Below are 21,513 nucleotides of genomic sequence, written 5' to 3'. Positions count from 1 at the left end.
CGACCCGCGGTGCCGACCCTTCGGTCACACCAGGTCAAACCGCTGCGCCCAAGCCCGGCCGGCGCCCCTCTCAGCCGAGCGGCACGATGTCCGGCGCGCCCAGCCGCGCCGCGTCCGCCGTCTGGTCGTCAGGCTGGAGTTGGGACTCGCGTTCGGCCTCGACCCGCTTCTCGTAGTGTTCGACCTCGCGTTCGATCTGGTCCTTGTCCCAGCCGAGGACCGGCGCCATCAGCTCGGCGGCCTCGCGGGCGCTGCGGGTGCCGCGGTCGAAGGTCTCGATGGATATGCGGGTGCGCCGGGTGAGGACGTCGTCCAGGTGGCGGGCGCCCTCGTGCGAGGCGGCGTAGACGATCTCGGCGCGCAGATAGTCGTCGGCGGCGCGCAGCGGTTCGCCGAGCGCGGGGTCCGCCTCGACGAGGTCGAAGATCTCCTCGGCCATCGAGCCGTACCGGTTCAGCAGGTGTTCCACCCGGACCGTGTGCAGTCCGGTGCGGGCCGCCGTGCGGGCCCGCGCGTTCCACAGCGCCTGGTAGCCCTCCGCGCCGAGCAGCGGGGTCTCCTCGGTGACGCAGTCGGCGACGCGCCGGTCCAGGCCGTGCACCGCCTCGTCGACGGCGTCCTTGGCCATCACCCGGTAGGTGGTGTACTTGCCGCCCGCCACGACCACCAGTCCGGGCGCCGGGTGGGCCACGGTGTGCTCGCGGGAGAGCTTGCTGGTGGCGTCGGACTCGCCGGCCAGCAGCGGCCGCAGCCCCGCGTAGACCCCCTGCACGTCGTCGCGGCGCAGCGGCACGGCCAGCACCGAGTTGACGTGTTCCAGCAGGTAGTCGATGTCGGCGCTGGAGGCGGCCGGGTGCGCCTTGTCGAGGTCCCAGTCGGTGTCGGTGGTGCCGACGATCCAGTGCCGGCCCCAGGGGATGACGAACAGGACGGACTTCTCGGTGCGCAGGATCAGGCCGCTGGTGGAGTGGATGCGGTCCTTGGGCACGACGAGGTGGATGCCCTTGGAGGCGCGGACGTGGAACTGGCCGCGCTCGCCCACCATGGCCTGGGTGTCGTCGGTCCACACCCCGGTGGCGTTGACGATCTGCTGGGCGCGCACCTCGTACTCCCCGCCGCCCTCGACGTCCTGCACGCGGGCGCCGACGACCCGCTCGCCCTCGCGGATGAATCCGGTGACGCGCGCCCGGTTGGCCACCTTCGCGCCGTACGACGCCGCCGTGCGCACCAGGGTGGCCACGAAGCGGGCGTCGTCCACCTGGGCGTCGTAGTACTGGAGGGCGCCGACCAGGGCGTCCTTGCGCAGGCAGGGGGCGACGCGCAGGGCCTGACCGCGGCTCAGATGGCGGTGCACGGGCAGGCCCCGGCCGTGGCCGCGGGCCATGGACATCGCGTCGTACAGCGCGACGCCCGAGCCCGCGTACAGCCGCTCCCAGCCGCGGTGCTGCAACGGGTAGAGGAACGGCACCGGTTTGACCAGGTGCGGGGCGAGCCGCTCCAGGAGCAGGCCGCGCTCCTTCAGCGCCTCGCGGACGAGCGCGAAGTCGAGCATCTCCAGATAGCGCAGTCCGCCGTGGATGAGCTTGCTGGAGCGGCTGGAGGTGCCGGACGCCCAGTCGCGGGCCTCGACCAGGCCGGTGGACAGTCCGCGGGTGACGGCGTCCAGCGCGGTGCCCGCGCCGACCACTCCGCCGCCGATCACCAGTACGTCCAGCTCGCGCTCGGCCATCGCCGCCAGTGCCTCGGCACGCTGCACCGGTCCCAGAGTCGCTGTCCTCACCGCTGCCTCCCGCTGTCGCTGACTCGCTCGCGTCGGCCGCACCCGGAGGGCGAGGCCCGGTTCACCACCACCTCATGCCCAAATTCTGACCGGCTTGCCGGACTTCAGCCACCACGGGCCCGCGGCCTGTGGACAACCCGCGCACATCCCACGGGAGACACACGAACAGAATCCCACATAACGGTCATATTTACTCCTAGTGTGACAGTGCGCTCGCTCTTCCTGTCCACAGCGCTTGCGCATCCGTTCCGCTTCGGTTATTGGGAAGGACGGCCCACGCCATGCCCGCAGACCTCGCCGTCATCGGACTCGGCCCCTTCGGTTTGCCGCTGGCCCAGGCCGCGGTGGCCGCCGGCATCGCCACCCTCGGCTACGCCACCGGACCCGAGGCGGGGCCGCTGAGCCCCGCCGAGCTGCGCCGGATGCACGCCTCCGGGTTCCGGTGCGCCACCGACCCGGCCCAGCTCGGCCGGGTGCGTACGGCGGTGATCTGCGTGCCCACCCCCCGCGGCGCCGACGGCGGCGTGGACCTCGGCCAGGTCGAGGCCGCCGCCCGCACCCTGGCCGGATGGCTGCGCCCGAACACCACGGTCATCCTGGAGTCGCCCGTACTGCCGGGGACCACCGAGGACTTCCTGTGCCCCCTCCTGGAAGAGGGCTCCGGACTGCGCGCGGGCCGGGACTTCCATCTCGCCTACTCCCCCAGCCGGGTCGATCCCGGCAACCGCGCGCACACCCCGGCCGGCACCCCCAAGGTCATCGGCGGCCTCACCCCCGCCTGCACCGAGTCGGCCGCCGCCTTCTACGGCCGGCTCACCGACAAGGTGGTCCGCGCGCGCGGGCTGCGCGAGGCGGAGGCGGTGCAGCTCCTGGAGACCAACTTCCGGCACGTCAACATCGCGCTGGTCAACGAGATGGCCGTGCTCTGCCACGAACTCGGCGTCGACCTGTGGGACGTCATCCGCTGCGCCGAGACCAAGCCGTTCGGCTTCCAGGCGTTCCGGCCGGGCCCCGGCGTCGGCGGCCACGCCGTCCCGCAGGACCTCACCGGCCAGGCGAGCCGCGGCCTGCGCATGGTGGAACTCGCCCAGCAGGTCAACAGCCGGATGCCCGCGTACGTGGTGCAGCGCGCCGCGGCGCTGCTGAACGAGCACGGCAAGTCCGCGCGGGGCGCGCGCGTGCTGCTGCTCGGCGTGACCTACAAGGCGGACCTCCCCGACCAGGAGGGCGCCCCGGCACGGGAGATCGCCGGGCGCCTGATGGAACTCGGCGCCTCGGTGAGCTACCACGACCCCTACGTGCCCGCGTGGAACGTCCTGGACCGCCCGGTCCCGCGCGTCGACTCCCTCTACGAGGCCGCCGCCGCCGCCGATCTGACGATCCTGCTCCAGCAGCACCGCACCTACGACCTCCAGGGCCTGTCGGTGAAGGCCCAACTCCTCCTGGACACCAGGGGAGCCACCCCCACGGGGGCGGCCCACCGGCTCTGAGGCGCGCCTGGTCCGAAACCCCCGTACCGGATCACGATAGGAAAACAAGCCGGGCGTTGTCGGCGCTGCCTGTTAATCTCCCCCGGACTTACCGCACACAGGTGCGAGCGAGTCTTCCGTTTCCACCGCATCCAGTTGTGCCACCACGGGGGGATTTCTGTCATGAGCCAGTCAGCACCGCCGCCGCAGCAGCCGAAGCCCGGCCCGGTCGACGCCAACCCGTACGCCCAGCAGGCGCCGGCCGGCCTGCCGTACCCGCCGCAGCCGGGCGCCCCCGGCGGCACGCCGATGGCCCCGGCCGCGCCCGCGCCGGTCCGCGGCAACCCGGCGCTCGGCCTGATCGCCGCGGTGGTCGCCGCCGTGGTCGCGGCCGGTCTCTACGGCCTCATCATCGGCGCCACCAAGCACGAGATCGGCTACGCGGCCGTGGGCGTCGGCTTCGTCACCGGCCTCGCGGCGGGCAAGGCGGGCGGCCGCAACGCCGTCCTGCCGGTCGCCTCCGTAGTGCTGGCGCTGGTCTCGGTCTACTTCGGCCAGCTGGTGGGCGAGGCCATGATCGGCGCCAAGGAGACCGATCTGAGCTTCTCCCAGGTCTTCTTCGACCACTTCGACGTGGTCCAGAAGGCCTGGAGACAGGACGCCGACCCGCTGACCTTCCTGTTCTTCGCGATCGCCGGTTTCGCCGCGTTCTCGGCGGCCAAGAAGGCCGCCCAGTAGCCACCGCCTTCCGCTCCGCCCGCCGGCGGCACCGATTCGTCGTACAACCGTTCGCACTCTCCGCCGGTCTCCTGTGGCGCGGCCCTGATCCGGAACAACGGGTTTCCCAGGGCTGAAGCAGGACGAAAGGACGGATGTATGCGCAGAGTTCGGAGACTGGCCGCGCTGGCCACCGCCACGGCCGTGTCGGTGGGCGCGGCCGTCCTGGGCGCGGGCGGTCCCGCCGGTGCCGTCACGAACGCCAAGGCGCCTGCGACCGGCAAGAAGGCCGACTTCAACGGGGACGGCTACGGTGACCTGGCCAACTCGGGGAACGGCTACGTCACCGTGATGTACGGGACGAAGACGGGTCTCACCGCCTCCCGGCACCAGGTGCTGGCCGCCGGATCGGGCTCCACCGGCGCGGGGGCGTACTCCACTTTCGGCGACTCGATGGCGACCGGGGACCTGGACGGCGACGGCTACGACGACCTGGTCGTGGGCTTCGAGGGAGCGGGGGCGTCCATCATCTGGGGCGGCCCCAAGGGGCTGTCCGGCCGCACGCCCCTGTCGTTCACGCCGAAGGCCGGCCCCAGCCCGATGGTCGTGGCCGACTTCGACGGCGACGGGAAGGACGACCTCGTCGCCGCCACGAGCACGAGCCTCGGCTACACGCAGACCGAACTGTTCCGGGGCCCCTTCGGCCGGGACGGCACGAACGCCTCGACGAGCCTCGTGCACTCCGGGATCACGCCCGACAGCCTGGCGGCCGGGGACGTCAACGGCGACCACGTGCCCGACCTGCTCTCCGTGGGCAGACGCGGCGGAGCCGCCGACGCCTCCCTGGTACCGGGCTCGAAAAAGGGCTTCGGGCCCGCCGAGTACTTCTCCACCAAGGTCAATTCCGGGAGCATCGCGGACGTCGACGGCGACGGCTACGGGGACGTCGTCCTCGGCGCCGGCCTTGAGGGTTACCAGCCCAAGGGTGTCGTGGGCGGCTCGATCGTCGTCGAGTACGGCGGCAAGGACGGCGTGAGCACCACCCGCAAGCCGGTCCGCATCAGCCAGGACACCGCCGGTGTGCCCGGCGCCGGCGAGAAGTACGACCGGTTCGGCTACGACCTGGCCACCGGCGACGTGAACGGCGACGGCTACGCCGATGTGGCGGTCGGTGTGATGCAGGAGAGCATCTCGGGGGTCAGCACGACCGGCGCGGTGACCGTGCTGCGCGGGTCGGCCAAGGGGCTGACCGGGGCCGGCGCCGTGTCCCTGGACCAGAACACCGCCGGGGTGCCCGGCGCCAACGAGCCGTACGACATGTTCGGCTCACAGGTCTTGCTGGTCGACATGAACGGCGACGGACGCAGCGAGCTGGCCACCGGTACGGATCACGAGAACGGCACCGAGGGCAACGTCTGGTACTTCAAGTCGGGCAGCAAGGGCCTGACTACGAGCGGGGTCGTCTCCATCGGCCCCAAGACGGTCGGCCTCACCGCCAAGTACCGCTACTTCGCCCGCTGGATGACCGGCTGACCGAGACGGTCCACGGCGTGGCGGAGGGGCCCGGCCACCGCATCGGTGACCGGGCCCCTCCGCGTCGTACAAAGCCTCGTACCAGGCCCTCGTGCCGTCGGGTCAGCGCTTGTGCTGGCTGTCCGCGACCGTCACCTCGACCCGCTGGAACTCCTTGAGCTCGCTGTAGCCGGTGGTGGACATGGCACGGCGCAGGGCGCCGAAGAGGTTCATCGAGCCGTCCGGGGTGTGGGACGGGCCGGTGAGGACCTCCTCGATGGTGCCGACGGTGCCGAGATCGACCTTCTTGCCGCGCGGCAGCTCCTCGTTGACCGCCTCCATGCCCCAGTGGTGGCCCTTGCCGGGCGCGTCCGTGGCGCGGGCCAGCGGGGAGCCCATCATCACCGCGTCCGCGCCGCAGGCGATCGCCTTGGGCAGGTCGCCGGACCAGCCGACGCCACCGTCCGCGATCACGTGCACATAGCGGCCGCCGGACTCGTCCATGTAGTCGCGGCGGGCCGCGGCCACGTCGGCGACGGCGGTGGCCATCGGGACCTGGATGCCCAGCACATTGCGCGTGGTGTGCGCGGCGCCGCCGCCGAAGCCGACCAGGACGCCGGCCGCGCCGGTGCGCATCAGGTGCAGCGCGGCGGTGTAGGTGGCGCAGCCGCCGACGATCACCGGGACGTCCAGCTCGTAGATGAACTGCTTCAGGTTCAGCGGTTCGTGCGAGGACGAGACGTGCTCCGCGGAGACCGTCGTACCGCGGATGACGAAGATGTCCACGCCCGCGTCCACGACCGCCTTGGAGAACTGGGCGGTGCGCTGCGGGGAGAGCGCGGCAGCCGTGACCACACCGGAGTCGCGCACCTCCTTGATGCGGGCGCCGATCAGCTCCTCCTTGATGGGCGCCGCGTAGATCTCCTGGAGGCGGCGGGTGGCGCGCTCGGCCGGCAGCTCGGTGATCTCGTCCAGCAGCGGCTGCGGGTCCTCGTACCGCGTCCACAGGCCCTCGAGGTTGAGCACGCCGAGGCCGCCCAGCTCGCCGATGCGGATCGCGGTGGCCGGGGAGACCACGGAGTCCATGGGAGCCGCCAGGAAGGGCAGCTCGAAGCGGTAGGCGTCGATCTGCCAGGCGATCGAGACCTCCTTCGGGTCCCGCGTACGGCGGCTGGGGACGACGGCGATGTCGTCGAAGGCGTACGCCCGGCGGCCGCGCTTGCCGCGCCCGATCTCGATCTCAGTCACGTCTGTGGCCTTTCCTGTTGCGTTTCAGCGCCTTCCAGTATCGCCGACGGGTACGACAAAGGCGGCCCCGGATGTTCCGGGACCGCCTCTGGAGCGCTCTGGCGGCTACTTGGCGCTGTAGTTCGGCGCCTCGACCGTCATCTGGATGTCGTGCGGGTGGCTCTCCTTGAGGCCCGCCGAGGTGATCCGCACGAAGCGGCCCTTGGACTCCATCTCCTCGATGGTGGCGGCGCCCACGTAGCCCATGGTCTGGCGCAGACCGCCGACGAGCTGGTGCAGCACGTTGGCGAGCGGGCCGCGGTAGGGCACCTGGCCCTCGACGCCCTCGGGCACCAGCTTGTCGTCGGAGGCCACCTCGGCCTGGAAGTAGCGGTCCTTCGAGTACGACCGGCCCTGGCCGCGGGACTGCATCGCGCCCAGCGAGCCCATGCCGCGGTACGACTTGAACTGCTTGCCGTTGATGAACAGCAGCTCGCCCGGCGACTCCTCGCAGCCGGCCAGGAGGCTGCCCAGCATCACGGTGTCGGCGCCGGCCGCGAGGGCCTTGCCGATGTCGCCGGAGTACTGGAGGCCGCCGTCGCCGATCAGCGGGATGCCCGCCGGACGGGCGGCGCGGGACGCCTCGTAGATGGCCGTGACCTGCGGGACACCGATACCGGCGACCACGCGGGTGGTGCAGATCGAGCCCGGTCCGACGCCGACCTTGATGCCGTCGACACCGGCGTCGATGAGCGCCTGGGCGCCGTCGCGGGTGGCGACATTGCCGCCGATCACGTCCACGTTCACGCTGGACTTGATCTTCGCCATCCAGCTGAGGGCGTTGCTGTTGTGGCCGTGCGAGGTGTCGACCACCAGGAAGTCCGCGCCGGCCTCGGCGAGCGCCTGGGCGCGCTCCAGCGCCTCCGGGCTCGCGCCGACGGCGGCACCGACGAGCAGCCGGCCCTCGGCGTCCTTGGCGGCGTTCGGGTACTGCTCGGCCTTGACGAAGTCCTTGACGGTGATCAGGCCCTTGAGGACGCCCGCGTCGTCCACCAGCGGCAGCTTCTCGATCTTGTGCTTGCGCAGCAGCTGCATGGCCTCGGGGCCGGAGATGCCGACCTTGCCGGTGACCAGCGGCATGGGGGTCATGACCTCGTGCACCTGGCGCGTGCGGTCGCTCTCGAAGGCCATGTCACGGTTGGTGACGATGCCGAGCAGCCGGCCGACCGGGTCGGTGACCGGGACACCGCTGATGCGGAACTTGGCGCACAGGGCGTCGGCCTCGGCGAGGGTGGCCTCCGGGTGCACCGTGATCGGGTCGGTGACCATGCCGGACTCGGACCGCTTCACCAGGTCGACCTGGTTGACCTGGTCCTCGACGGAGAGGTTGCGGTGCAGGACGCCGACGCCGCCCAGCCGGGCCATGGCGATCGCCATGCGCGACTCGGTGACCTTGTCCATCGCCGCCGACAGCAGCGGGATGTTCACCCGGACGTTGCGGGAGATGCGGGACGAGGTGTCGACCGCGTTGGGGAGCACCTCGGAGGCCCCCGGCAGCAGCAGCACGTCGTCGTAGGTCAGCCCGAGTGTCGCGAATTTTCCGGGCACTCCGTCGACGTTGGCAGTCATGACACCTTCCCCAAATGGCCTTGCTCGGTGCGGATGTCCATGCTAACGGGAAGCGTGGCCCCCGAATTCCACGACAGAAGATCACCTTCTGCTTCGTATGTTCATACGGATGTCCATGCGGAGTTCGCGGGAATGCCGTACGGCGAGGCCGCTACTGCTCGGCCAGCGCCCGCAGCCGGCTCAGCGCGCGGTGCTGGGCGACCCGGACCGCTCCGGGTGACATTCCCAACATCTGTCCGGTTTCCTCCGCCGTGAGGCCCACCGCGATGCGCAGCAGCAGCAGTTCGCGCTGGTTCTCGGGGAGGTTGGCCAGCAGTTTCTTGGCCCACTCGGCGTCGCTGCTGAGCAGGGCGCGCTCCTCGGGGCCGAGCGAGTCGTCCGGCCGCTCGGGCATCTCGTCGGAGGGCACGGCGGTCGAACCCGGATGGCGCATCGCGGCGCGCTGGAGGTCGGCGACCTTGTGGGAGGCGATGGCGAAGACGAACGCCTCGAAGGGGCGGCCGGTGTCCCGGTAGCGGGGCAGCGCGAGCAGGACGGCGACACAGACCTCCTGGGCGAGGTCCTCCACGAAGTGGCGCGCGTCGCCGGGCAGCCGCGAAAGCCGGGTGCGGCAGTAGCGCAGCGCCAGCGGGTGGACGTGCGCGAGCAGATCGTGCGTGGCCTGCTCGTCGCCCTCGACGGCACGAAGCACAAGGGCACCGATCGCCCCGTGGGCCGTGCCCGCCTCGTCGTCGCGCATCGGTCCATGGTGCCCTGCGGCCGTCCGGTCCGTCGCATCGTGCTGATGGTTGTGCACCGAAGCGTTATGAGCAGGTGCGCCGGCACTCATCCCCTGCGCCCTCCCCTTCCGCTCGACCGACTCGTCCCCGAGAGACTCCACACCCCCAAGGATGCGGCATGCGCGCCGAAACGAGCAGCGCCCGTCCGGTGGGCCGCCTCGCACGCCGCCGCACGGCGCGTCCCGGCGGAGCGTACGCGGTGCCTTCCGGCCGGCTCCGGCCTGCCGGGAAACCGCCGGCACGTGCACCGGGGCTACGGGACCACGTACACCTGGGTACGGGAAGCCGCCAGGGGTACGACGCGGACGGCGCCGCCGGGAGCGGGGCGCGCCGCGTAGACCGGAGGTCGCCGCGCCGGCCGGAGGTTGCCGCAGCGACCGGGGTGCCGCGAGTGGCCGGCCGGGGCTCGGGGGTTTGCCGCGGATCCGCTCGCCAAGCGGACGAGGATTCCGGGCACCGGGGCACCTTCACGGCGGTCCCGGAGGACTGCTTTGAAGGGGCCGCTCCTGGAGCCGCCGCGCACGGGCCGCTCCGCGGGACCTGCCCGGCCCCGCGCGGTTGGCGCGCGGGGCCCGCCGGGTCCTACCTGACCAGGCCCCAGCGGAAGCCGAGGGCCACCGCGTGGGCACGGTCCGAGGCGCCGAGCTTCTTGAACAGGCGCCGGGCGTGGGTCTTGACGGTGTCCTCGGAGAGGAACAGCTCACGGCCGATCTCGGCGTTCGAGCGGCCGTGGCTCATGCCCTCCAGGACCTGGATCTCGCGCGCGGTGAGCGTGGGCGCGGCGCCCATCTCGGCCGAGCGCAGCCGGCGCGGGGCGAGCCGCCAGGTCGGGTCGGCGAGGGCTTGCGTCACCGTGGCCCGCAGTTCGGCGCGCGAGGCGTCCTTGTGCAGATAGCCGCGGGCACCGGCGGCGACCGCGAGGGCCACGCCGTCCAGGTCCTCGGCGACGGTGAGCATGATGATGCGGGCGCCGGGATCGGCGGACAGCAATCGGCGCACCGTCTCGACGCCGCCCAGGCCGGGCATGCGGACATCCATCAGGATGAGGTCGGAGCGGTCGGCGCCCCAGCGGCGGAGGACTTCCTCGCCGTTGGCCGCCGTCGTCACACGCTCGACACCGGGCACGGTCGCGACCGCGCGGCGGAGCGCTTCTCGGGCAAGCGGGGAGTCGTCGCAGACGAGGACGGATGTCATGACCGCCCTCCGCAGCTGATGCGCGTCACCTTGAGCCTCCAGGCTGGTACGGAATCTCACCTGTGCGGTCGACCGTCTCGGACGCCTGCCCGAGCTCTTGTGTTTTCAACCGCCTCCGCACTCTCAACGACGGTCACTCGAAAGAGTTACGGGGCTGCACACCGTCATCGGCACTCTACGTGAGGGCACCGACACGGTGCAGACATGCCCAACGGACTCTCAACTTTTCATCACAACCCATGCCCCATTCAGATGCTTTTCTTCCCGTTTCGCGGTGTTCGGGGCTAGATTCGCAATGAGTCATATTTACATCTCCTTAGACCGGAGATGTACGGTCGTTGGCACCGTATCCGCCCAGAACGGCTACAAGGGGTCACGTAATGGCAGATTTCTCCCGCCTTCCAGGACCGAACGCGGACCTGTGGGACTGGCAGCTGCTGGCTGCCTGCCGCGGGGTGGACAGCTCGCTTTTCTTCCACCCGGAGGGCGAGCGCGGGGCGGCACGGAGCGCTCGCGAGAACTCGGCCAAGGAGGTCTGCATGAGGTGCCCGGTCCGCGCGGAGTGCGCGGCACACGCGCTCGCCGTGCGCGAGCCATACGGCGTCTGGGGCGGACTGACCGAGGACGAGCGCGAGGAGCTGATGGGGCGGGCACGCAACCGTCTGGTGACGGCCTCGACCTCCGGCGGCGACAACGCCGAGAGTCACTGAAGGAACGTTTCTTCATCCCCGCACGGCGCCGCACCCACGACGCCGCCCTCGCGGTAGCGCGTCCGCGGGCGGCCTCTTCAGTGGGCTTCCCCGCGGCGCGGTGTCACACCGCGCGCCCGGCCGCCCGCGCCAGCTGTTCCAGCGTCGCCGCCACCGCGGGCACCTGTGCCAGGTCGGGCAGGGTGAGCGCGACGATCTCCCGCCGCACCGCCGGCTCCAGCCGGACCGTGCGCACCCCCCGCGGCCGTACCGACTCCACCGCGAGCTGCGGCAGTACGGCCACGCCCAGACCCGCGCCCACCAGGCCGGCGACCGCCGGATAGTCGTCGGTGGCGAAGTCGATGCGCGGCGCGAACCCGGCGCCCTGGCAGACCTCCACCAGCTGGCCGCGGCAGCGCGGGCAGCCCGCGATCCAGGGTTCCTCGGCCAGCTCCCCGATGGCGACGCTCTCCGCGCGCGCGAGCCGGTGCCGCTCGGGCACCAGGGCCACCAGGCGGTCGGTCAGCAGGGGGCGTACGACCAGGTCGTCCCAGTCCTCGGTGACCGCCGCGCCCTCGTAGCGGAAGGCCAGGGCGAGATCGCAGTCGCCCTCGCGCAGGAGTTCGACGGAGCGCGGGGGCTCGGCCTCCTCCAGGGAGACGCGGGTGCCGGGGTGGGCGGCGCGCAGGGCGGCCAGGGCGCTGGGGACCAGGGTGGAGCTGCCGCTCGGGAAGGAGACCAGGCGGACCCGGCCGGCCCGCAGGCCCGCGATGGCGGCGACCTCCTCCTCCGCGGCGGTGAGCCCGGCGAGGATGCCGGAGGCGTGCCGGACCAGGGCCTCGCCGGCCTGGGTCAGCCGCATCTCGCGGCCCGCGCGGATCAGCAGCGGGGTGCCGACCGAGGTCTCCAGGGCCTTCATCTGCTGGCTGACGGCGGGCTGGGTGCAGCCCAGTTCGCGCCCGGCCGCCGAGAAGGAGCCGGTGGCGGCGACGGCGCGCAGGACACGGAGATGACGGGCCTCGATCACCCCTCAAGCATAAGGCACTCTTGGGGTCGGCGTCCGAAATTGGCTCGACGCTTTGAGTGACGATCCCGTACGGTGCGGGCATGAAGCTTCTCTCCGTCAACGTGGGGCAGGCACGCCCGGTGCCGTACACCAGCCAGCCGGAGGGCCTGACGGGCATCGACAAGAGGCCGGTCGAGGGGCCCGTCCGGGTGTCCGCGCCGGGTCCGAAGGGGACCGCGGGGAGCGGGCTGGCCGGGGACGCGGTGTGCGACCTGCGCCATCACGGCGGCGACGACCAGGCGGTGTACGCGTTCGCGCGCGAGGACCTGGACGACTGGGAGCGCGAGCTGGGCCGCACCCTGGCCAACGGCTGTTTCGGGGAGAACATCACGACCGCCGGGCTCGACGTCTCGGGGGCGCTGATCGGCGAGCGCTGGCGGATCGGTCCGGCGGTGGTGCTCCAGGTGACCGCGGGCCGTATCCCGTGCCGCACCTTCCAGGGCCATCTGGGCGAACCGGGCTGGGTCCGCAGGTTCACCCGGAAGGGCGCCACGGGTGCCTACCTCCGGGTGATCGAACCCGGCGAGATACGCGCGGGCGACCGCGTCGAGATCCTGCACCGGCCCGGCCACGGGGTGACCGCGGCGATGGAGTTCCGCGCGACCACCACCGAGCGGGAACTGCTGCCGCACCTGCTCGCCGCGGGCGGGGACCTGCACCCGGAGGCACTGGCCGCGGCCCGCGCCTACGTCGCCGCGCAGACCCGCTGAGGCCCCGTCACCGCATGGCGGACAGCTCCTGCCCGCAGCGCCCGCGATCACTACCCTTGGGCCATGACAACGGCTCTGATTACGGGATCGACCGCGGGCATCGGCGCCGCCTTCGCGCGGCGGCTGGCGGCTGACGGGCATGACCTCGTGCTGGTGGCGCGGGACGCCAAGCGGCTGCGCGAACAGGCGACCGAGCTGCATGACCGGCACGGCATCGAGGCGGAGGTGCTGCCCGCCGACCTCTCCACGGACCAGGGCATCGAGACCGTCGCCGACCGGCTCGGCGACCGCAAGAACCCGGTCGACCTGTTGATCAACAACGCCGGTTTCGGCAACAAGGGCCGCTACCTGGACGTCTCCATGGCCGATGAGCTGACGATGCTCAAGGTGCACTGCGAGGCGGTGCTGCGGCTGACCTCGGCGGCGGCCGGGGCGATGCGCGAGCGGGGCCGGGGCGGGGTGGTCAACGTCGCCTCGGTGGCGGCCTTCGTGCCCCGCGGCACCTATGGCGCGTCCAAGGCGTGGGTCGTGCAGTTCACCCAGGGCGTGGCGCGGGACCTGACCGGCACCGGTGTGCGGCTGATGGCGCTGTGCCCCGGCTTCGTGCGCACCGAGTTCCACCAGCGGGCCGGGATGGGCACGGACAACATCCCCGGCTGGATGTGGCTGGACGCCGACAAACTGGTCGCGGCCGCCCTCACCGACCTGGCCCGCGGCAAGTCCCTCTCCATCCCGGACCCCCGCTACAAGGCCCTGATGAGCCTGGTCAAGATCACCCCCCGCGGCCTCCTCGGCGGCGTCACCTCCCGCACGGGCCGCAAGTACGGGCCGCAGTAGGCGTGCGGAGTCCGGTGTCAAGACAGTCGGCACAACCGTAAAATTCACGTCAAATGCCCAGGTCAGAGGCATGATCAAAAATGGACAAGCCTGAATCAACCCTGTGATTACCTTCTGTTTACCTCTGTTACTGTCACAGCCGCTCCGGACCTGACCCTCCGGAGTCATGCAGACACAACGGGAGGATCACATGCGCAAGTCGGCAGTCGCGGCGATAGCCGCAGGGCTGTTCGCCATCAGTGCCGGGACCGCGGTCGCCGCCTCGTGGCACACCATTCCGACGCTCTCCACCGGCGGCGCCTCGTTCACGAGCGGTCAGTACACCTTCTGGCCGTCGAACAAGAACCACGGCTCCTTCGAGTGGAAGGGCAAGCTGAACGACACCGATCACGGCGACGGTCACGGCGTCTATATGCAGGTCCGCGTAGAGGGCTACGGCTGGAGCCGGTACAGCGGCAAGCAGAAGCAGAGCGTCACCCTCTCCAAGCAGAACTGGGACGGCGCCGCCCTGCACACCGACGACGCGTACATACGCGTCTGCCGCGACAAGGGCTCGCTCAACCCCGACAACTGCTCGCCGACCAAGCACTACCAGCGGTAGTAGCAGATCGGCAGGATCCGGGGCCCGGGGGCGAGTGCGCCTCCGGGCCCCCATGCTTCTTTGGGGGAAGCCATCAACACATCAGACATACTTTCCGCCACGGGAGTCGACCTCTCCTACGGCGAGCAGCCGGCCGTCCGCGGAGCCGACCTGTCGGTGCGCCCCGGAGAGGTCGTGGCCATCACCGGGCAGAGCGGCTCCGGAAAGTCCTCGCTGCTCTACTGCCTGGCCGGCGTGCTGCCCGCCACCCGTGGTCAGGTGCGCTTCGAGGACCGGGTGCTCGGCGACCTGTCCGACGACGAGATCAGCACGCTGCGCCGGGAGCGCTTCGGATTCGTCTTCCAGTACGGGGAGTTGCTCCCGGAGCTGACCATCGAGGAGAACACCGCGCTGCCGCTGCGCCTGGCCGGGCAGCGCAAGCAGCCCGCGCTGGCCAGGGCGGCCGAGGTGCTGGAGCGGCTCGGCCTCGGCGAGCTGCGCACCCGCCGGCCCGCCCAGGTCTCCGGCGGGCAGAGCCAGCGCGCCGCCGTGGCCCGCGCCCTGGTGCACCGCCCCGCCGTCGTCTTCGCCGACGAGCCGACCGGATCCCTGGACAGCGCCAACGCCTCCGCGGTGCTGGAGGAGTTCCTCGGCCTGGCCCGGTCGCAGCGCACCGCCGTCATCCTGGTGACGCACGACCCCGGCGTCGCCGCGCGGGCCGACACCCGCTACTCGATGACGGACGGCGTGCTCACCCCCAGGGGTGCGGTGTGACCGAATTCCTGCTCGGGCTGCGCCTGCTCTTCGGCGCGGGCCGCGGCAACCGCGTGCGGTTCCTGCTGATGGCGGCCGGCGGCTCCATCGGCGTGTGCTGCCTGGCCCTCGTCCTCACCGTCCCGGCGATCCTGCACGCCCACGACGGCCGGGACGCCGCGCGGCAACCCGTGACCTCGGCACGGGGGCCGGCGCACGGCACTCTCGTACTGCAACGCGACGACGCCTACGGGTCCCGCTCGTTCACCCGTGTGTTCGTCGCGCGGGGCACCGAGGGCACCCGGTCCGCCCCGCCCGGCCTGCGCGCCCTGCCCGGACCCGGCGAGCTGTACGTCTCCCCGAGCCTGCACGACCTGCTGCGCGCGGAACCGGCCGTCAAGGGGCTGCTGCCCGGACACGAGAAGGGCACCATCGGCCCGGCGGGCCTCGCGCACCCCGACGAGCTGTACGCGTACATCGGCACCACCCGTGACCGGATCGCCGACGGCGGCCGGACCCTGAAGGGGTTCGGTTACGACTACGCCCCCTTCCCCGCCGTCGACCCGTCCACGCTGACCGATGTGCGGTTCGCGCTGGCCACCCTGGTGCTGCTGCCCCTCGGCATCTTCCTGTCCGTGTGCGCCCGGCTCTCGGCGGCCAGCCGCATGCGCCGTCTGGCGTCCCTGCGGCTGCTGGGACTCAGCGTCCGGGGGACCCAGCGGGTGAACGCGGCCGAGACGGTGGCAGCGGCGGTGCTCGGCGCGTTCCTCGGGCTCGGCGAGTACTGGCTGCTCAACCAGGCCATGTCCCGGACCGGGCTGCCCGCGCTGCGCTGGTATCCGGACGACGGCGCCCTCTCCCCCACGACCATCGCCATCTGTCTGCTCGGCTGCCCGGCACTGGCCTGGTTCGTCGGCCGGCGCAGCGCGCGGGACGCCACCGCCAACCCCCTTGCGGTACGGCGTACGGCGGTTCCGCGGCCCCCCTCCTGGTGGGGCGGGCTGCCGCTGGTGACCGGCCTGGGCATCGTGTCCGGCTACTGCGTCACCGGCGCGCTGGGCCACCCCGCGTCCAGTGTGGGGATCAACGCACTGCTCGTGGTCGGCGGTGTCGTCCTGACCGGGGTCGGACTCGTGCTGACCCTGCCCCTGATGTCGTACCTCCTCGCCCGCCGGGTGGCCCGGACCACCCAGTCCCTCACCCTGAGCCTGGCCATGCGGCGCAATGAGGCCGAACCCGGCGGCACCATGCGGGTCGTCACCGGCCTGGTGCTCCTCGTCTACGCCGCCTCGCTCGCCCAGGGCGTGCTCATCCAGCTGGAGCAGGTCACCCGTCCGTCCGGACCGGTGCAGGACTACTCCCTCTCCCTGTCCGGGATCAGCGCACGCCAGGAGCGGGAGCTCGGCGCCGTGACCGGCGTACGCACCCACGCCGTCATGATGGACTCCTGGACCGACCTGCGACGGGCCACACCCGATGCGGCGCTCGCGTCCTCGGCCACGGCCCTGGTCGCCACCTGCGCCCAGCTGGACCGGCTGGTCGAGCACACCGAGGGCTGTGCGGAGGGCAAGGTGCTGCGGCTGACCGACCCGAACTCCAGTGTCGGATCGGACCTGGCTCCGGGCACCCCCTTCCGGTTCCGCCTCGCGGGGACCGCGGCCGGACACCTGGACATCAGGTTCCCCGCCGGACGGATCGTCTACCGCGGGTACTCCGGATCCGCCGTCGGCAACGCCGTACTCCTCGTACCGCCGTCCGCGCTGCCCGCGCACGCCCGGCCCCGCGATGCCGAACTGGTGCTCTCCAGCGGCTCCGATCCCACCGTGGTGCGCCGGGTGCTGGACGGCGTCGGAGCCGTCGCCCCCATCGCCGAGGTGGATCTGGTCGGGCTCAACGTCCAGGGGCTCGAACAGATCGCGGTGGTGGAGACCCTGTTGTCCCTCGGCATGGTCATGGGGTTGGTCATCGGCGCGGCGGCGTTCCTGGTGTCCGTGACCGACCGCGCGGTGGAGCGCCGGGCGCAGGTCACCGCCGTCACCCTGATCGGGGCCCGCACCCGCACCCTGCGGGCGGTGCAGTGCGTTCAGGTCGTGCTGCCGCTGGCCCTCGGTCTGGTGCTGGCGGTCGGCGCGGGCAAGCTGGCCGAGTCGAGTTATCTGATCACCGGTGGCGGCACGGTCCGCTGGGACGTCGCCGGGCTGCCGCTGCTGGTCCTCGCCGCGGCGGCCGTTGCGGCGGTCGCGGCGGCGGGTTCGCTCCCGCTGGCCGGCCGGAAGATCGACCCGGAGCTGATCCGGCGCGACTGAGCGCCGATGACGCCGATGACGTGGACGGCATGCCGAAGGCCCGGCGCCCCCTGAGGGGTTGCCGGGCCTTCGGGCTGGAGCGGTGGGGCTCAGTGGGCGTGGCCGTGGCTGTGGCCGTGGCCCGCGGCGGCCTCCGGCTCCTCTTCCTTCTTCTCGACGACCAGGGTCTCGGTCGTGAGCAGCAGGGAGGCGATGGAGGCGGCGTTCTCCAGGGCGGAGCGGGTCACCTTGACCGGGTCGATGACGCCGGCCTTGATCAGGTCGCCGTACTCGCCGGTGGCGGCGTTGTAGCCCTGACCCTTGTCCAGGTCCTTGACCTTGGAGACGATGACGTAGCCCTCCTGGCCGGCGTTCTCGCCGATCCAGCGCAGCGGCTCGACGACCGCGTTGCGGACCACGGCGACACCGGTGGCCTCGTCGCCGGTCTTGTCGAGGTTGCCTTCGAGGACCTTGGAGGCGTGCACCAGGGCGGAGCCACCACCGGAGACAATGCCCTCCTCGACCGCGGCGCGGGTCGCGGAGATGGCGTCCTCCAGACGGTGCTTCTTCTCCTTCAGCTCCACCTCGGTGGCGGCGCCGACCTTGATCACGCACACGCCGCCGGCCAGCTTCGCGAGGCGCTCCTGGAGCTTCTCGCGGTCCCAGTCGGAGTCGGTGTTCTCGATCTCGGCCTTGATCTGCGCGACGCGGCCGTTCAGGTCCTCGGCCTTGCCGGCACCCTCGACGATCGTGGTGTCGTCCTTGGTGACGGTGACGCGGCGGGCGGAGCCCAGCACCTCGAGACCGACCTGGTCGATCTTGAGGCCGACCTCCTCGGAGATGACGGTGGCGCCGGTGAGGACGGCCATGTCCTGGAGCATCGCCTTGCGGCGGTCGCCGAAGCCGGGGGCCTTCACCGCGACGGCGTTGAAGGTGCCGCGGATCTTGTTGACGACCAGGGTCGACAGGGCCTCGCCCTCGACGTCCTCGGCGATGATCAGCAGCGGCTTGGAGGAGCCGGCCTGGATGACCTTCTCCAGCAGCGGCAGCAGGTCCGCGATGGCGGAGATCTTGCCCTGGTTGATCAGGATGTACGGGTCGTCGAGGACGGCCTCCATACGCTCCTGGTCGGTCACGAAGTACGGCGACAGGTAGCCCTTGTCGAAGGCCATGCCCTCGGTGAAGTCCAGCTCCAGACCGAAGGTGTTGGACTCCTCGACGGTGATGACACCGTCCTTGCCGACCTTGTCCATGGCCTCGGCGATCAGCTCGCCGACCTGCTGGTCCTGGGCGGACAGCGCGGCGACGGCGGCGATGTCGGACTTCTCGTCGATCGGGCGGGCCGTGGCGAGCAGATCGTCGGAGACGGCCTTGACGGCGGCGTCGATGCCCTTCTTCAGGGCGGCCGGGGAGGCACCGGCGGCGACGTTCTTCAGGCCCTCGCGCACCAGCGCCTGGGCGAGCACGGTGGCGGTGGTGGTGCCGTCACCAGCGATGTCGTTGGTCTTGGTCGCCACCTCCTTCACCAGCTGCGCGCCGAGGTTCTCGTACGGGTCCTCGATCTCGACCTCGCGGGCGATGGTGACGCCGTCGTTGGTGATGGTGGGGGCGCCGAACTTCTTGTCGATGACGACGTTGCGACCCTTGGGGCCGATCGTCACCTTCACCGTGTCGGCCAGCTTGTTGACGCCGCGCTCGAGGGCGCGACGGGCGTCCTCGTCGAACTTCAGGATCTTCGCCATGACAGCGGGAGCCCTCTCGAAATCTGTGGGTGAAAAAAGACGAACTGCGCCCCGGGCGCCCGGCTTCGTTATCGGTTGCGGGGGGCCAGGGGCGCAGTTCAGAGCAAAGGTTCGCTCGGGGTGAATTACTTCTCGATGATCGCGAGCACGTCGCGAGCCGAGAGGACGAGGTACTCCTCGCCGTTGTACTTCACCTCGGTGCCGCCGTACTTGCTGTACAGGACGACGTCGCCGACCTTGACGTCGAGCGGCAGGCGCTCGCCGTTCTCGAAGCGACCCGGACCGACGGCGAGGACGGCGCCCTCCTGGGGCTTCTCCTTCGCGGTGTCCGGGATGACCAGGCCAGAGGCCGTGGTCTGCTCGGCGTCCAGCGGCTGGACCACGATGCGGTCCTCGAGCGGCTTGATGGCAACCTTGGAGCTGGCGGTCGTCACGATCCGACCTCCCCCTTCGGAGATCTCACGGGGTTAACTGTCTGAGGTGGCGACCAGGTCGATCCGTCGTCGCGGGTGCCGGACCTGCCCGTCGCGTTGTTGGCACTCTCCAGTGGGGAGTGCCAGAGCCGAGACTATGGCGGGGATTAGCACTCGGTCAAGCGGAGTGCCAATGCCGTGCGGCGCGTCGGCCGAAATCGGGGGTGCGGCGGCGTTCGGAGGCGGGCCGGTGCCGGTGGTGCGGCTCCCTGGGGCTGCGCCCCAGACCCCCATCGGCCTGCGGCCTCGTCCTCAAACGCCGGACGGGCTGAAAGTCCGGCTACAGGTAGTCCTCAAGGCGGGCCGGCGTCAGGTTTCGTCTGCGGATGGTGGCCAAGAGCCCGGCCGTGGGGGTGCCGGGGGTCAGCCGGACGATGTCGCCCCGGCGGAGGTGGTGCGGGCCCCGCGGGTAGGTGAGGCCCGCCGGGGTGAGGGTGGCGCGCCACAGGACGACGGCGGTGGCGCCGCAGTCGGCGGCCACGCGCAGGGTCGTGCGGTCGTACGCGCCCCGCGGCGGGCGCAGGAGCCGGGCGCGGTGGGCGCAGAGTACGGCGCGCTGGGTGGCGTACGGCGCCCCCGCCAGGGTTGCGCGCGCCGGGGTGAACCGGCTCACCGGGAGGCGCGGTTCGCGCGGGGCGGAGGTGGAGCGGGGGTCGCGGTCGTCGGCGTCGTAGGTGAGGAAGACGACCCGGTCGCGGGTGCGGACGTGGTCCACGACCGGGGGCAGGGCACGGCCGGACGGGGGCGCCGCGAGGGGGCGTCCGTGCGGGCGCACGCCCTCCGCCGCCTTCTCGCCGAGGCGTTCGATGGGTACGACGGGCTGGGCGCACCCGGCGAGGACCAGGGCCAGGGCTAGCACCCCGGCCACCAGCGGGACCGGCCTCCGCGGCGCCGGCACCCCTTCGGCCCCGCGCCCCACCGGCCTCCGCGACACCGGCGCCCCTTCGGCCCCGCGCTCCACCGGCGCCCTTCGCGCCCCGCGTCCCGCCTTCACCAGCCCGGCCATCCGCCTCGCACCACCCTTCCGGCCGTACAACACCTCACCATCGGCCAGCCGGCCGTCTCACCGACTGCCCCGCCGCGGGCCCCGAGGTCCGTTCACAGGTAGTCCTCCAGCCGGGCCACCGCGTAGCCCTCGCGGGTCACCTTGTTCAGGAAGCGGCGCATGTCGTCGACCATCGTGCCGTCCCAGTCGCTGCGGCCCCGGAAGTGGGTGAGGACGATGTCGCCGCGGCGCAGCTGCTGGTCGTCCTCGCGGAACTCCCAGTGGTCGACGTACACCTCCTCGTTCCAGATCGGGGCGTACTTGATGCCGCAGGACTTGGCGGCGACCAGGGTGTCCTGGTTGTAGTTGCCGTAGGGCGGGCGCAGGACGGTCGGGCGTCTGCCGAACTGCTTCTGCATGATGTCCTGCATGTCGCAGATCTCGTGCTTCTGCTCCTCGTAGGACAGCCCCGGCAGGTAGGGGTGGGTGAGGGTGTGGTTGTTGAGGGTGTTGCCGTAGGACTGGGCCTTGCGGAAGTAGCCGTAGTCGTCCTTGACCAGGTAGTTGCTGAGGAAGGCGGTGTACGGGATCTTCAGGTCCCGCATCATCTGGAGGAACCGGGGGTCCTTCTCCGAGCCGTCGTCGATGGTGAGGAAGACGACCTTGTTCCTGGTCGGGACGGTGGTGAAGACCGGCGGCAGGTCCCAGTCGACCTGGTGGTCCACCTCGAAGCCGGGGCGCGCGGTGATGTGGGGCTTCACCTTGGGCGGTGCCGGGGGCGTGAGCGGGACCTCGTCCAGGCCCCAGCGCTTCGCCGCCGCCACCATGCGGGCGTGTTCGGCGGCGCGGGGATCCGGGGCGGCGTGGCCGGTCGCGCCCTGGCCGGCCGCCGGGCGGGCGGCGTGCGGGCCGGAGCCTGAACCGGCGCCGGAGCAGCCGGTGACGAGGGCGGTCGAGGCGAGGACGGCGGCGGCACAGCCGAGGGCGGCCCGCGCCCGACTTTTGTCATTTTGTACTACTAGTCGCATGGTGCTGGATCTTCGCAGGCCCCACCCCCGCTCCCCCGCCGACACCGCCGCCGTGCCG

General features: G+C 71.6%; 19 protein-coding genes. 9 read left to right on the top strand and 10 right to left on the bottom strand.

Annotated elements, in window-relative coordinates; translation table 11 throughout:
- Nucleotides 1–70: 70 nt before the first annotated feature.
- Nucleotides 71–1,780 carry a glycerol-3-phosphate dehydrogenase/oxidase gene (locus tag AC069R_RS10690; RefSeq protein ID WP_478766264.1) on the bottom strand — a complete coding sequence of 570 codons (1,710 nt, stop codon included), beginning with the start codon at nt 1,778–1,780 and terminating at the stop codon, nt 71–73.
- 281 nt (nt 1,781–2,061) lie between these two features.
- Between AC069R_RS10690 and AC069R_RS10685 the strand changes: the two genes are divergently transcribed.
- The 3 genes from AC069R_RS10685 (at nt 2,062) to AC069R_RS10675 (ending at nt 5,499) form a co-directional block, all read left to right on the top strand.
- Nucleotides 2,062–3,270, top strand: a complete 1,209-nt coding sequence (locus tag AC069R_RS10685) for a nucleotide sugar dehydrogenase (protein ID WP_478766263.1) — start codon at nt 2,062–2,064, stop codon at nt 3,268–3,270.
- 162 nt (nt 3,271–3,432) lie between these two features.
- Nucleotides 3,433–3,987 (top strand): hypothetical protein, encoded by a 555-nt coding sequence (locus AC069R_RS10680; protein ID WP_478766262.1) that lies wholly within the window; start codon nt 3,433–3,435, stop codon nt 3,985–3,987.
- Nucleotides 3,988–4,125: 138 nt separating this feature from the next.
- Complete coding sequence (locus AC069R_RS10675; protein ID WP_478766260.1) at nt 4,126–5,499, top strand: FG-GAP and VCBS repeat-containing protein; 1,374 nt, start codon at nt 4,126–4,128, stop codon at nt 5,497–5,499.
- Nucleotides 5,500–5,601: 102 nt separating this feature from the next.
- On the opposite strand, the gene AC069R_RS10670 is transcribed toward AC069R_RS10675, so the two are convergent.
- The 4 genes from AC069R_RS10670 to AC069R_RS10655 all read right to left on the bottom strand — a co-directional run bounded on the left by AC069R_RS10670 (nt 5,602) and on the right by AC069R_RS10655 (nt 10,307).
- Complete coding sequence (locus AC069R_RS10670) at nt 5,602–6,726, bottom strand: GuaB3 family IMP dehydrogenase-related protein (protein ID WP_037657642.1); 1,125 nt, start codon at nt 6,724–6,726, stop codon at nt 5,602–5,604.
- Between the two features lie 105 nt (nt 6,727–6,831).
- Nucleotides 6,832–8,334 carry an IMP dehydrogenase gene (gene guaB, locus AC069R_RS10665; RefSeq protein WP_397984454.1) on the bottom strand — a complete coding sequence of 501 codons (1,503 nt, stop codon included), beginning with the start codon at nt 8,332–8,334 and terminating at the stop codon, nt 6,832–6,834.
- A 151-nt stretch (nt 8,335–8,485) separates the two neighbouring features.
- Entirely contained in the window at nt 8,486–9,073 is a 588-nt protein-coding gene (locus tag AC069R_RS10660; RefSeq protein ID WP_397984455.1) for a sigma-70 family RNA polymerase sigma factor, read from the bottom strand.
- 622 nt (nt 9,074–9,695) lie between these two features.
- Complete coding sequence (locus tag AC069R_RS10655; RefSeq protein WP_003948568.1) at nt 9,696–10,307, bottom strand: response regulator transcription factor; 612 nt, start codon at nt 10,305–10,307, stop codon at nt 9,696–9,698.
- 380 nt (nt 10,308–10,687) lie between these two features.
- Between AC069R_RS10655 and AC069R_RS10650 the strand changes: the two genes are divergently transcribed.
- On the top strand, nt 10,688–11,017 hold the full coding sequence (locus tag AC069R_RS10650) for a WhiB family transcriptional regulator (protein ID WP_397984456.1): 330 nt from the start codon (nt 10,688–10,690) through the stop codon (nt 11,015–11,017).
- A gap of 103 nt (nt 11,018–11,120) precedes the next feature.
- Here AC069R_RS10650 and AC069R_RS10645 read toward each other — a convergent pair whose 3' ends face one another.
- Nucleotides 11,121–12,023 carry a LysR family transcriptional regulator gene (locus AC069R_RS10645; RefSeq protein WP_478766258.1) on the bottom strand — a complete coding sequence of 301 codons (903 nt, stop codon included), beginning with the start codon at nt 12,021–12,023 and terminating at the stop codon, nt 11,121–11,123.
- 80 nt (nt 12,024–12,103) lie between these two features.
- On the opposite strand from AC069R_RS10645, the gene AC069R_RS10640 reads away from it, so the two are divergent.
- From AC069R_RS10640 to AC069R_RS10620, 5 genes are all read left to right on the top strand, one after another.
- A complete protein-coding gene (locus tag AC069R_RS10640; RefSeq protein WP_478766256.1) occupies nt 12,104–12,772 on the top strand; it encodes an MOSC domain-containing protein in 669 nt (222 codons plus the stop codon).
- A 63-nt stretch (nt 12,773–12,835) separates the two neighbouring features.
- On the top strand, nt 12,836–13,609 hold the full coding sequence (locus AC069R_RS10635) for an SDR family NAD(P)-dependent oxidoreductase (protein WP_478766254.1): 774 nt from the start codon (nt 12,836–12,838) through the stop codon (nt 13,607–13,609).
- Nucleotides 13,610–13,799: 190 nt separating this feature from the next.
- A complete protein-coding gene (locus tag AC069R_RS10630; protein WP_478766252.1) occupies nt 13,800–14,210 on the top strand; it encodes a hypothetical protein in 411 nt (136 codons plus the stop codon).
- Between the two features lie 60 nt (nt 14,211–14,270).
- Nucleotides 14,271–14,963, top strand: coding sequence for an ABC transporter ATP-binding protein (locus AC069R_RS10625; RefSeq protein ID WP_478766250.1), 693 nt, complete (start codon nt 14,271–14,273; stop codon nt 14,961–14,963).
- On the top strand, nt 14,960–17,248 hold the full coding sequence (locus AC069R_RS10620) for an ABC transporter permease (RefSeq protein ID WP_478766248.1): 2,289 nt from the start codon (nt 14,960–14,962) through the stop codon (nt 17,246–17,248). The genes AC069R_RS10625 and AC069R_RS10620 overlap by 4 nt, the downstream gene beginning before the upstream one ends.
- An 89-nt stretch (nt 17,249–17,337) precedes the next feature.
- On the opposite strand, the gene groL is transcribed toward AC069R_RS10620, so the two are convergent.
- The 4 genes from groL to AC069R_RS10600 form a co-directional block, all read right to left on the bottom strand.
- Nucleotides 17,338–18,969 carry a chaperonin GroEL gene (groL, locus tag AC069R_RS10615; protein ID WP_397984460.1) on the bottom strand — a complete coding sequence of 544 codons (1,632 nt, stop codon included), beginning with the start codon at nt 18,967–18,969 and terminating at the stop codon, nt 17,338–17,340.
- 125 nt (nt 18,970–19,094) lie between these two features.
- A complete protein-coding gene (gene groES / locus AC069R_RS10610) occupies nt 19,095–19,403 on the bottom strand; it encodes a co-chaperone GroES (RefSeq protein WP_039652762.1) in 309 nt (102 codons plus the stop codon).
- Nucleotides 19,404–19,722: 319 nt separating this feature from the next.
- Nucleotides 19,723–20,301, bottom strand: a complete 579-nt coding sequence (locus tag AC069R_RS10605) for a hypothetical protein (RefSeq protein ID WP_478766246.1) — start codon at nt 20,299–20,301, stop codon at nt 19,723–19,725.
- Nucleotides 20,302–20,540: 239 nt separating this feature from the next.
- Nucleotides 20,541–21,455, bottom strand: a complete 915-nt coding sequence (locus tag AC069R_RS10600) for a polysaccharide deacetylase family protein (RefSeq protein ID WP_478766245.1) — start codon at nt 21,453–21,455, stop codon at nt 20,541–20,543.
- Between the last annotated feature and the right edge of the window lie 58 nt (nt 21,456–21,513).

The sequence above is a fragment of the Streptomyces sp. NPDC043952 genome, assembly GCF_056435325.1.
This window is presented reverse-complemented; position numbering and strand designations above follow the sequence as displayed.

Excerpts from the sequence above, each read along its gene's own strand:
- AC069R_RS10650 (WP_397984456.1), top strand. The coding sequence starts at position 10,688 with ATGGCAGATTTCTCCCGCCTTCCAGGACCGAACGCGGACCTGTGGGAC.
- AC069R_RS10655 (WP_003948568.1), bottom strand. The coding sequence starts at position 10,307 with ATGACATCCGTCCTCGTCTGCGACGACTCCCCGCTTGCCCGAGAAGCG.
- AC069R_RS10635 (WP_478766254.1), top strand. The coding sequence starts at position 12,836 with ATGACAACGGCTCTGATTACGGGATCGACCGCGGGCATCGGCGCCGCC.
- groL (WP_397984460.1), bottom strand. The coding sequence starts at position 18,969 with ATGGCGAAGATCCTGAAGTTCGACGAGGACGCCCGTCGCGCCCTCGAG.
- AC069R_RS10600 (WP_478766245.1), bottom strand. The coding sequence starts at position 21,455 with ATGCGACTAGTAGTACAAAATGACAAAAGTCGGGCGCGGGCCGCCCTC.
- AC069R_RS10685 (WP_478766263.1), top strand. The coding sequence starts at position 2,062 with ATGCCCGCAGACCTCGCCGTCATCGGACTCGGCCCCTTCGGTTTGCCG.
- AC069R_RS10680 (WP_478766262.1), top strand. The coding sequence starts at position 3,433 with ATGAGCCAGTCAGCACCGCCGCCGCAGCAGCCGAAGCCCGGCCCGGTC.
- AC069R_RS10660 (WP_397984455.1), bottom strand. The coding sequence starts at position 9,073 with ATGCGCGACGACGAGGCGGGCACGGCCCACGGGGCGATCGGTGCCCTT.
- AC069R_RS10630 (WP_478766252.1), top strand. The coding sequence starts at position 13,800 with ATGCGCAAGTCGGCAGTCGCGGCGATAGCCGCAGGGCTGTTCGCCATC.
- AC069R_RS10640 (WP_478766256.1), top strand. The coding sequence starts at position 12,104 with ATGAAGCTTCTCTCCGTCAACGTGGGGCAGGCACGCCCGGTGCCGTAC.
- AC069R_RS10675 (WP_478766260.1), top strand. The coding sequence starts at position 4,126 with ATGCGCAGAGTTCGGAGACTGGCCGCGCTGGCCACCGCCACGGCCGTG.
- guaB (WP_397984454.1), bottom strand. The coding sequence starts at position 8,334 with ATGACTGCCAACGTCGACGGAGTGCCCGGAAAATTCGCGACACTCGGG.